Source organism: Enterobacter sp. 01-M-02-SI-ECC (assembly GCF_047530595.1).
Classification (GTDB): Bacteria; Pseudomonadota; Gammaproteobacteria; order Enterobacterales; family Enterobacteriaceae; genus Enterobacter; species Enterobacter cloacae_M.
This window is the reverse complement of record NZ_JBLKCZ010000004.1, coordinates 86,957-96,850: the sequence shown is the minus strand read 5'-3', so window position 1 is coordinate 96,850 and position 9,894 is coordinate 86,957. Positions and strand designations below refer to the sequence as shown.

Sequence of the window (9,894 nt, the reverse complement as noted above, 5' to 3'; positions counted from 1 at the left end):
CTATATTTCACAAGATTATTTTGCGCGCTCGTTTAGAGAGTGTTCGATTTTTAATCATTCCGTAAAGGTATCATTTCAGTGCGAAATTACCGCTCTGGACAGGACGTAGCATTATGAAGACACATCCACAGTACGAACCCTGGCTGCAGGGCATGCTCATCATCGCGAAGCACTACCGGCTGGATTTCTCAGCGGAGCATGTTCGGGTCACGATTAACCATGAAAGCCAGTCTCCGCGCCAGCTGGTGCTGGAGGAGATGGCGCGCCAGCTTGGGCTGGGGATGCGTATGGTGGCGGCTGAAGCGGTATCCCTCGATCCGTGGCGCCTGCCGCTGCTGGCGGAATTCAGCGGCGGACAAATCGCGGTCATTAACCGCATGGACAGCGAAGGCAACGTCAGCCTGCAGTTTAGCGGCGACGCGGGGCTGGAGACCACGCTGACGCGCGATGAGCTCGGGGCGCGGTTAAAAGGGCTGATGGTGCTGCGCCCGCTCGAATCCACGCCGGATGCCCGCGTGGACGACTACATCAAACCCTATGAGAAAAACTGGTTCTGGCAGCTGGCGCTGAAGGACTGGCGACGCTACAGCGACATTATGCTGGTGGCGCTGGTTGCCAACGTGCTGGCGCTCTCCGGCATGGTTTTCTCCATGCAGGTGTACGACAGGGTGGTGCCGTCGCAGTCGGAAGCCACGCTGTGGGTGCTGTTTGGCGGCGTGATGATTGCCATCGTGTTCGAATTCATCATGCGCATGCTGCGCGTGCATATTTCTGACGTGGTGGGGAAGCGCGCCGACCTGCGCATCTCCGAACGCGTTTTTGCCCACGCGCTGCGGATTAAAAACGGCGCGCGATCCAAATCAACCGGATCCTTTATCGCCCAGATCCGCGAGCTGGAGTCGGTGCGCGAGCTGATCACCTCGACCACCATTGCGGCGATTTCCGATCTGCCGTTCTTCCTGCTGTTCGTCTTTATTCTGTGGATGATTGGCGGCCCGCTGGTGCTGGTGGTCCTGCTCGCCGTGCCGCTGCTGCTCATCCCCGGCCTGCTGGTGCAGCGCCCGCTGGGGAAACTCTCCAGCGAAGGGATGCGTGAATCCGCCATCCGTAACGCCACGCTGGTGGAGGCGGTGCAGGGCATTGAGGACATCAAGCTGATGCGCGCCGAGCAGCGTTTCCAGAACCAGTGGAACAACACCAACGACGTCGCCGCCAGCGTCGGCATGAAGCAGCGCTGGCTGACGGGCCTGCTGCTCACCTGGACGCAGGAGGTGCAGTCCATCGTCTATGCGGTGGTACTGCTGGTGGGCTGTTATCTGGTCATCAGCGGTGACATGACCACCGGTGCGCTGGTGGGAACCTCGATTCTGGCGTCGCGCACTATCGCGCCGCTGTCGCAGATCTCAGGCGTGCTCTCGCGCTGGCAGTCGGCAAAGGTGGCTCGCAAGGGGTTGGACGACCTGATGCAGCGCCCGATTGACGATCCGCAGCACGGCAAGAAGGTGCATAAAGCCCACCTGCGCGGCGACTATAGCCTTGAGGACGTCGGGTTTTATTACGACGAGGAAGAGAAACTCACCGTGCTCAACATCAGCAAGCTGCAGATCCGCGCCGGAGAGCGCGTGGCGGTGCTTGGGCGCAACGGCTCCGGTAAAAGCACGCTGCTGCAGCTTCTGGCGGGCATGCAGGAGCCGCAGCAGGGCAGCATCCTGCTCGACGATATCGCCCTCAATCATCTGGACCCGGCCGACGTGCGTCGCGACATGCAGCTGCTCAGCCAGCAGGCCCGGCTGTTCTTTGGCTCCGTGCGGGACAACATCCTGATGGGGAACCCGTTAGCCACCGACGATGAGATTCATCAGGCGCTGGTGAACAGCGGCGCGCTGGAGTTTGTGCGCAAGCAGAAAATGGGGCTGAACTACATCATCAACGAGGGCGGGGCTGGCCTCTCCGGCGGTCAGCGTCAGGCGCTGCTGCTGGCGCGTGCCCTGATTACCTCGCCGACTATCCTGCTGCTGGACGAGCCTACCGCCTGGCTGGACGAAATGAGCGAGAAGCAGTTTATTCAGCATCTTCACAAATGGCTGGGTAAACGCCGGACGCTGGTGGTGGCGACGCATCGCCTGCCGATTCTGGACCTGGTCGACCGCATCATCGTGCTGGAAAACGGCAAGGTGGTGATGGACGGCCCGCGCGATGCGATCCTGCACCAGCACGGCATGGCGCCGCAGAAAGCCGCGCAGCGTACGGTGACCATGAAGCCGGCGGCGGTTGCAGAGGAGGGCGCAGCATGAATGATTTCTCTCGTTTCAATAGCCGACTGAAGGAGCCGCGCCTGCCGCGCTCGTCGCTGGTGGCATGGTCCCTGTTCGCCCTGCTGGCGGTGTTTATCGCCTGGGCAAGCCTGTTCCACCTGGATGAAGTGACGACCGGCAGCGGCAAGGTCATACCGTCTTCGCATGAGCAGGTCATCCAGTCTCTGGAAGGCGGCATCATCCACAGCCTGATGGTGCGCGAAGGCGACATCGTGGAACGCGGCCAGCAGCTTGCGCAGCTTGACCGGACAAAAACCGAGTCGAGCGTGCTGGAGAGCGAGTCTCGCCTGAATGCGGCGCTGGCAACCGCTGCGCGCCTGAAGGCCGAGGTGAACGACACGGAGCTCGCGTTTCCGGAGGAGCTGGATGACGACGTTGAGCTGGTCAAACAGGAAACGGCGCTCTATCAGTCCCGTCGTGAAAGTCTCGAAAAAGGGCTGGCCGGGTTGCGTCAGGGCGCCGAGCTGGTGCAGCGCGAGCTGTCGTTAACCCGACCGCTAGTGACCCAGGGAGCGGCCAGCAAGGTTGAGGTGTTACGTCTTGAGCGTCAAAAAAATGAGCTTGAGAATAAAATCACCGAGATGAAAAACCAGTATTACGTTCGCGCCCGTGAAGAGCTGGCAAAAGCCAATGCGGAGATTGAGGCCCAGCGTTCAGTGATGAAAGGGCGTGAGGACTCCCTGACCCGGCTGACCTTCAATGCCCCGGTTCGCGGGATCGTGAAGGATATTGACGTCACGACCGTGGGAGGCGTTATCCCGCCGAACGGCAAGCTGATGAGCCTTGTCCCGCTTGACGATCAGATGGTGGTCGAAGCGAAAATCTCGCCGCGCGATGTGGCGTTTATTCATCCTGGCCAGAAAGCGCTGGTGAAAATTACGGCCTATGACTACTCCATTTACGGCGGGCTGGAAGGGGAAGTGACCATGATTTCGCCGGACACCCTGCAGGATGAGGTGAAAAGGGATGTCTACTACTATCGCGTTTATATCCGTACCGACAGTAACCATCTGACCAATAAGCAGGGTCAGGAATTTCCGGTCTTTCCGGGCATGATTGCTACCGTTGATATTAAAACCGGCAGTAAAACCATTCTGGATTATCTGTTGAAACCGCTGAACAAGGCAAAAGAGGCGCTGCGGGAACGATAGGGGAATGGCGTTCGGAACTCCGAACGCCTGCTGGATTATACGGTTGACGTCACGTTGTGAGCGTGGCGTCGCTCTTTAGGCACAACGTTGATGTAATGCGTAACATACGCAAAATATAAACCGGCATAATTTTCGACAAGGTCGATAAACGCCGGGTATATCGACATCCGACCATCACCACGATCTTTAAGATATCCCGCCTCTTGTGCCGATTTGATAATTCGGTTGACGTGGATGCGTGAAACAAAAAATTCTTTTGCGAGCGTGCTGGCTGAATAGTCAATGACCGCACCGTGAGCGGATTTATTTTTCATGGCCTGCAGATAGATATAAAGCATAATCATACGGCCGCCATCTTTATCAATAAATAATCCCACCTCAGGCAACACCTTTCTGAACGTTAATCCCCGAAAAAGATATTCAGCCGCGCGGCGGAAGAAGTTGTTTCTCAAAATATCATTATCCAGCAGATTAACATTAATATTAAATGCCGGATAAAGAATGCTGACGGGCAAAAAAGCGCCGGACATATAACGCTTAAGTTCATTGAGTCCTTTTTCAGTTGGCGCGATTCTCGTTTTGCGTCGATCATCCGTGCAGCGCCAGGTCCTGATGCGCCCGGTGGTTCTCAGTATCGTAATGATCGCAATCACGCTGTTGGGGCTGGCTATTTTATAGCGAGAGCATAGCTCTTTAATCTCTGAAACTGACTCGGCCTGATTTCCAAAAATAAAGCAACACATGGAGAGAATAATGTTAAATCGTGATTCCTGCAGCATTGTCTTGTAGAACAAAGGTTGTTTTTTGTAGATGGTGTCATTAATTGTGTAGTGCTCTAATATTGCCTCACCGAATCGCGGATTGTTCTTTATAACATCCCTTCGATGTAGCAAGGCCCTGGATGAGATGTGATTATCCATAGCATTTTTCTCGTATTTGAATGAGCCGATAGATGAAGTGTCCACTCTTCTTTTCGGAATTTTCATTATACCCTGAGAATAAGATGTTTGCCGTTGTTATTTGCAAAGAAAAGTACATTTAAACGACGGTGATTAACGCAAAGATGTTCCTGTGAGTTCAGCTGATATCTGTTTCTTACCCTGAGTCGGTACTGTAAAATTAATGTTTATAACAGGTGCGTTAAATTTTACGTATTCACAAATGGAAATGGCGCCTTAGTGCCCAGGAGCAGTTTATGACCCACACAATTTCTCTCAGAAATGAGGCGTGCGATGAACATAAATTTGTCATCTCCGCCTGCGGTTTTACGTTCCAGGGATATCGTCTGATCCTTAACCAGTACGGAATACAGGCTTCGCATATTCACTTTGACGGGGATGAGGCATCCCAACAGGATCTGGAAAATATCCTTATAAATCAGAGCGCTCATATTGTGGTGTTTCTCGGTAAAGGTATCGTCAGTCTCCTGGAGAGCCTGAAGCGACTGGCATCCGTGCTCAATGCACTTCCCGTTATTCGACGCGTCACCCTGTATGGCGACATACCGGATGGCTGGCTATATCGCACCCTGGGCACTCTTTTAAATAATAGTTATCAATTATCATTGATTCGCATAGCCCGCGTTTCAGATGTCGTCACTGGTTCTCAAACGCACCATCATGTTTTTAAAGATCGTTCGTACTTATTACGCGATCGCTACAAGGATAATCCTTCGCAAGACAACGTAAAATGGCTAACAAAAAGAGAGATTGACGTTTTATTAAATTTCTACCGCGGCATGTCCGTAAAAGAAATGTGCGATGAAATGGGGCTTTCTAATAAAACGGTTTATACGCACCGTAAGGAAGGCGTGCTGAAATTACGCTTAATTAAGCGGTGGTTACACGATTCGCACAATTTTAATGCGGAAAGAAGTATCAAGCGGCGGAGTCAAAATAAGGAGTTTACGGATAAGGAAGCAGAGATTTTCAATGCATTATATAAAAAAGAGATCTTCCCTGCTTATCAGATCATTACCGATCGTGACAAAAAAGGCGTAGGCTTTGAGATACTGATCCGCTGGAATAAAAACGGTAAAATTGTCAAGCCGGCCAGTTTTCTCACGGATATTTCAAACCATGAGATATGGTTAAAAATAACGGCGTTAGTCATCCATGCCGCCGTGTCCGGGATTAATAAGTATAACGGTAAATACTATTTTTCTGTGAATATTCCGCCTCGCCTGGCTTCCGGGAATGCATTGCCTGATATGGCAAAGAAAGCTATCGACATGCTGCTCAAACCGCAGTGGGCCGAGAAGCTGGTCTTTGAATTCGCCGAAGATATTGACGTGACGAAGGACAAGAGGATCCCTGAAACCATGCGGCATTTGCGTAATACGGGGTGTCGATTGTTCCTGGATGACTGCTTCTCTAATCATCAAACTATGTTCCCGGTGCGGCAGGTGCATTTTGATGGTCTTAAGCTGGATCGGGACATCGTTGAGCATTTTGTGGCAAACGACAATGACTATAACCTGATTAAAGCGATACAGATTTACAGCGACATGACCGGAACGGACTGTATTGCCGAGGGGGTTGATAGTGAAGAAAAGTTTGAAAAATTAGTCGCGTTAGGCGTCAAAAACTTTCAGGGATATTATTTATCGCGGGCCGTGAAAGAGGAAGAGTTAGACCGTATGGTCAGGATTTTTAGCTAAGAAAAAATAAAGCCCCGAAGGGCCTTTTATTATTTTCGACCCAGCAGCAGGCCGAGAACAATACCGACCGCACCCGCTGCGACGAGGCCGGTGAGTGGATTATTTCTGACAGCTTCAGTGACGTCGGAAACGGCATCGCTGGCCTGAGCGGCATACTTTTTCGCGGCACCTTTTACCTGATGTTTTGGTGAATCGACGAATTCACCAAACTGCTGCTGCGCTGAACCTGCGAGTTCATCAAATTTATTTTTTGCTTTATCTTCAGCAAACTGGGTGTTTTTATCAGTACCGAAATCAGACATTTTTACCTCCTTTTGTTGATAATTAAAGGATAGCCGCTCTTTCTGGATGTGGGAGACATAAGGCTAAATTCGGTACACGTCAGGGCTGTTTTCGGATATATCTCTATACCGGGAACCCGTTATTTCTCATTGTCATCCTGACCGTAATACAGTTTCCCGATGCGAATCAGCGGGCGTCCCTGAGACTTACGATGCAGGTTACTGTCCCTGAGTGAATAAACGCACCCGCAGTACTCCTGCTGGTAAAACTGCTCCCGCTTGCTGATCTCAATCATGCGAGAGGAGCCGCCCTGTTTACGCCAGTTATAGTCCCAGTAAACCATACCCGGATAGCGCGCGGCAGCACGCTGGCCGCAGTCATTTATCTGCTGCATGTTTTTCCAGCGGGAGATCCCCAGCGAGCTGCTGATGACGCTGAATCCATTTTCTGCCGCATAGAGCGCCGTACGCTCGAAACGCATATCGAAGCACATGGTGCAGCGGACGCCACGCTCGGGTTCCCATTCCATGCCTTTCGCGCGCTCAAACCAGTTATCGGTGTCGTAATCGGCATCAACAAACGGCACGCCGTGTTTTTCCGCAAACCGAATATTTTCCTCCTTCCGAATGAGGTATTCCTTCTGCGGATGGATATTGGGATTGTAGAAGAAAATCGTGTAGTCAATCCCCGACGCCTGGATAGCCTCCATCACTTCACCCGAGCAGGGGGCGCAGCAGGAATGCAACAGCAGCCTGTCGGCACCGTCTGGCAGGGAAAGTTGTGGGCGGATAAAAGGGGGTGTCGTCATGGCGTTCTGCAATATGTTTATGAAATTTATGGAAGGGTAGCATAAATTCAGAATCTGTTGAGGCGGGATCAAGGCAGGACAGAGCGATCCCGCAGGGCGGGACCTTCTCCGGTACCACGTGTCGCTATTCGGCAAATTTCAGCAGCGCGTCGCTATCAAGACGATAGCGAACCCATTCGGACTGCGGCAGCGCGCCTATGCTCAGGTAAAAATCAATGGCGGGCTGGTTCCAGTCCAGAACGCTCCATTCAAGGCGGCCGCACTGCCGTTTTACCGCGAGCTGCGCGATATGTTTCAGCAGCGCTCTTCCCGCGCCTTTACCGCGATAATCCGGAGAAACGTACAGGTCTTCCATATAAATCCCGTTGCGTCCCAGCCAGGTCGAATAGCTGGTGAAGAACACGGCATAGCCGGCTATCTTGCCGTCAAACTCCGCGATCAACGCTTCGGTTTTTGTGCCTGCGCCAAAGAGCGTTTCGCGGATCTCCTCCGGCGTGGTAACCACTTCTTCCGGCGCTTTTTCATACACCGCCAGCTCGTAGATCATGGCGTATATTGCCGCTGCATCTTCGGGGCGGGCCTGACGAATGGTGATGCTCATTGTTTTTCCTGTGTTTCGATTGATGGCGTTAAGCATACGGAGTATTGTCCGAAGAATTAAGTGCAATGAAATCAACAAATGATGAATATTATGCATCCGGTACTGAGGCGTCTTGATTTAAACCTGCTGCCCGTTTTCGACGCGATTTACCGCCACCGTTCCGTTCGGCTGGCCGCTGACGAGCTGGCGATGAGCACATCGGCACTGAGCCATGCGCTGTCGCGTTTGCGCATCACCCTTAATGACCCGCTCTTTTTTCGGGAAGGGCATCGCATGTCCCCCAGCGTGTATGCCACTCAGCTTGCGCCTTCCATTGCTTCCGCATTGTCGTTCCTCAATCATGAGCTGACCCCGCAGCCGGAGTTTGACCCGGCCAGCAGTACCGAAAGCTTACAAATTGGGATTACGGACTTTACCGCGCTGTGCATTTTCCCGGCGCTGATGCACAAACTGCAGCTTGCTGCCCCGGGGTTGCGTTTCGAATTGCGCTATCTGCCGCACAGCCCTGCGCTGACGGAACTGCTGGCGGGCGAAGTGGATCTCGCGCTGGGGTTCAGCACTCAGGATGATATCCGGCACCCGGAGCTGGAAGAGATCGACTGGTTTGAAGATGAGTATGTGGTCATCAGCAACGCGCGCCGGACGCGTCTCACGCTGGAGGAGTATCTCGCGGCCCGACACCTGGTGGTGACGCCATGGAATGAGAAGCAGGGCGTTCTGGACGTGCGGCTGGAACAACTGGGCTATACCCGACAAATCGCGATCAAAACGCCGTCGATGCTCAGCGCGCCGTTTATCGTTGCGCAGAGCGACCTGCTGATGGCGATCCCCCGTTTTGCCGCTGAGAAGCTGGCTGCGGCAGCGGACCTGAGGATTTTTCCTTTACCGTTTTCGATACGCACGTTTGAAGTGAAAATTTACTCGCATAAACGCAGCGGCCAGCGGGGCGCAACGCGCTGGCTTAAGGAGGAGCTGCAAACGCTGGCGCAGGCGCGTCATTACGGGCTGTCCGGCTCCCAGGAGAGGATGTCGCCGGGTTGACACTGCAGCGCCTCGCAAAATGAGTAGGGCGCTAAAGTCCAAACGATAAAAAGAGATGCGACCGGAGAGGAAAGTACGATATCGTAACTCTATGATTAAACGCGTAGTTCGCAGGAACACCGTCGCGACAGGACGATAAATGATTGATGACATTCGTTATCTGATAGTGTTTGCAAAGATTGCTGAGGCAGGATCCATTTCAGGTGGGGCGGAAGCGTTAGGGCTTACAACCGCAACGGCAAGCGCGCATTTATCAAAGCTGGAAAAAAATCTTGGCTGCGCGTTACTGTACAGAAATACCCGTAAACTCTCTCTGACTCACGATGGAGCCAATTTGCTGGAAACGGCCAAATCGATGCTGGCGCTTTATGAGCAGGGGGTCATTGAATTTAAGCAGCGTTCGATATCAACGGCGAATAAGCTGACTGTTTCTCTTCCTGCCGTTTTTCTGAAGAGTGCGTTTACCCGCCATCTGGCCGATTTTATAAAACGTCATCCGGGCATTTTACTGAATATCTCTTATAGCGATACGCGCAGAGATATTATTGCCGACGGTATCGATGTGGCATTTCGAATCGGCGAGCTTCCGGACAGTTCTCTTAAAGCGCGCCATCTTTTTGTGCTCCCGCGCCAGGTAGTTGCGTCCCAGGAATTGCTCAGCCATTACCCGACGATTACGCATCCTGATGACCTGGCGAAACTGCCATGGATTGGACTCAATATGAGGCAGAATAACCGGGAATTTCGACATAAAAATGGAGAAGTGGCCGTCGTAACGTATACGCCCACGGTGTATGTAGATAATGTCGAAGCCGCTTATGCCCTTGCCAGACAACAAATTGGTCTCGCAGCACCTCCTCGCTATTTAAGCGAAGAGGATGTTAAGCGCGGAGAAATGCAGGAAATACTTCCTGACTGGTCATTAGAACCGCTGAAAGTCTATGCCGTATGGCCTTCTAATATGTCGACCAGCAGTATTGCCTACAAATTGATTAATGATATTTATAACGCGATTGAGTTTCACGCGTTATAACGGG

The 9,894-nt window shown here is 52.6% G+C and carries 10 protein-coding genes; 5 read left to right on the top strand and 5 right to left on the bottom strand.

Annotated elements, in window-relative coordinates; genetic code table 11:
- Positions 1 to 113: 113 nt before the first annotated feature.
- Both ACMWLG_RS07920 and ACMWLG_RS07915 read left to right on the top strand, forming a co-directional pair.
- Positions 114 to 2,294 carry a type I secretion system permease/ATPase gene (locus ACMWLG_RS07920; RefSeq protein ID WP_045399153.1) on the top strand — a complete coding sequence of 727 codons (2,181 nt, stop codon included), beginning with the start codon at positions 114 to 116 and terminating at the stop codon, positions 2,292 to 2,294.
- Positions 2,291 to 3,466, top strand: a complete 1,176-nt coding sequence (locus tag ACMWLG_RS07915) for an HlyD family type I secretion periplasmic adaptor subunit (RefSeq protein WP_029740549.1) — start codon at positions 2,291 to 2,293, stop codon at positions 3,464 to 3,466. Before ACMWLG_RS07920 ends, ACMWLG_RS07915 begins: the two co-directional genes overlap by 4 nt.
- A gap of 35 nt (positions 3,467 to 3,501) precedes the next feature.
- Here the strand turns inward: ACMWLG_RS07915 and ACMWLG_RS07910 are convergent, their stop codons facing one another.
- Entirely contained in the window at positions 3,502 to 4,386 is an 885-nt protein-coding gene (locus ACMWLG_RS07910; RefSeq protein WP_032668361.1) for a hypothetical protein, read from the bottom strand.
- A gap of 275 nt (positions 4,387 to 4,661) precedes the next feature.
- On the opposite strand from ACMWLG_RS07910, the gene ACMWLG_RS07905 reads away from it, so the two are divergent.
- A complete protein-coding gene (locus tag ACMWLG_RS07905; protein ID WP_045399155.1) occupies positions 4,662 to 6,125 on the top strand; it encodes an EAL domain-containing protein in 1,464 nt (487 codons plus the stop codon).
- A 29-nt stretch (positions 6,126 to 6,154) separates the two neighbouring features.
- Here ACMWLG_RS07905 and ACMWLG_RS07900 read toward each other — a convergent pair whose 3' ends face one another.
- The 3 genes from ACMWLG_RS07900 to ACMWLG_RS07890 all read right to left on the bottom strand — a co-directional run bounded on the left by ACMWLG_RS07900 (position 6,155) and on the right by ACMWLG_RS07890 (position 7,816).
- The gene (locus ACMWLG_RS07900) at positions 6,155 to 6,427 is read right to left on the bottom strand and encodes a DUF883 family protein (protein ID WP_023311651.1); all 273 of its coding nucleotides are present in this window, start codon (positions 6,425 to 6,427) and stop codon (positions 6,155 to 6,157) included.
- Positions 6,428 to 6,546: 119 nt separating this feature from the next.
- On the bottom strand, positions 6,547 to 7,215 hold the full coding sequence (locus ACMWLG_RS07895) for an epoxyqueuosine reductase QueH (protein ID WP_045354901.1): 669 nt from the start codon (positions 7,213 to 7,215) through the stop codon (positions 6,547 to 6,549).
- A 124-nt stretch (positions 7,216 to 7,339) separates the two neighbouring features.
- Positions 7,340 to 7,816: a GNAT family N-acetyltransferase gene (locus ACMWLG_RS07890; RefSeq protein ID WP_023311653.1), complete on the bottom strand. Its 477-nt coding sequence runs from the start codon at positions 7,814 to 7,816 to the stop codon at positions 7,340 to 7,342.
- A gap of 78 nt (positions 7,817 to 7,894) precedes the next feature.
- Here ACMWLG_RS07890 and ACMWLG_RS07885 point away from each other — a divergent pair, with 78 nt between their 5' ends.
- A complete protein-coding gene (locus tag ACMWLG_RS07885) occupies positions 7,895 to 8,857 on the top strand; it encodes a LysR family transcriptional regulator (RefSeq protein WP_045399161.1) in 963 nt (320 codons plus the stop codon).
- On the opposite strand, the gene ACMWLG_RS07880 is transcribed toward ACMWLG_RS07885, so the two are convergent.
- The gene (locus ACMWLG_RS07880; RefSeq protein WP_126811362.1) at positions 8,815 to 8,937 is read right to left on the bottom strand and encodes a helix-turn-helix domain-containing protein; all 123 of its coding nucleotides are present in this window, start codon (positions 8,935 to 8,937) and stop codon (positions 8,815 to 8,817) included. The two genes, ACMWLG_RS07885 and ACMWLG_RS07880, sit on opposite strands and share 43 nt — an antisense overlap.
- Before the next feature lie 59 nt (positions 8,938 to 8,996).
- On the opposite strand from ACMWLG_RS07880, the gene ACMWLG_RS07875 reads away from it, so the two are divergent.
- Complete coding sequence (locus ACMWLG_RS07875) at positions 8,997 to 9,890, top strand: LysR family transcriptional regulator (protein ID WP_414762971.1); 894 nt, start codon at positions 8,997 to 8,999, stop codon at positions 9,888 to 9,890.
- The last annotated feature ends 4 nt before the right edge of the window (positions 9,891 to 9,894 follow it).

Excerpts from the sequence above, each read along its gene's own strand:
- ACMWLG_RS07920 (WP_045399153.1), top strand. The coding sequence starts at position 114 with ATGAAGACACATCCACAGTACGAACCCTGGCTGCAGGGCATGCTCATC.
- ACMWLG_RS07885 (WP_045399161.1), top strand. The coding sequence starts at position 7,895 with ATGATGAATATTATGCATCCGGTACTGAGGCGTCTTGATTTAAACCTG.
- ACMWLG_RS07900 (WP_023311651.1), bottom strand. The coding sequence starts at position 6,427 with ATGTCTGATTTCGGTACTGATAAAAACACCCAGTTTGCTGAAGATAAA.
- ACMWLG_RS07915 (WP_029740549.1), top strand. The coding sequence starts at position 2,291 with ATGAATGATTTCTCTCGTTTCAATAGCCGACTGAAGGAGCCGCGCCTG.
- ACMWLG_RS07895 (WP_045354901.1), bottom strand. The coding sequence starts at position 7,215 with ATGACGACACCCCCTTTTATCCGCCCACAACTTTCCCTGCCAGACGGT.
- ACMWLG_RS07890 (WP_023311653.1), bottom strand. The coding sequence starts at position 7,816 with ATGAGCATCACCATTCGTCAGGCCCGCCCCGAAGATGCAGCGGCAATA.
- ACMWLG_RS07910 (WP_032668361.1), bottom strand. The coding sequence starts at position 4,386 with ATGGATAATCACATCTCATCCAGGGCCTTGCTACATCGAAGGGATGTT.
- ACMWLG_RS07875 (WP_414762971.1), top strand. The coding sequence starts at position 8,997 with ATGATTGATGACATTCGTTATCTGATAGTGTTTGCAAAGATTGCTGAG.
- ACMWLG_RS07905 (WP_045399155.1), top strand. The coding sequence starts at position 4,662 with ATGACCCACACAATTTCTCTCAGAAATGAGGCGTGCGATGAACATAAA.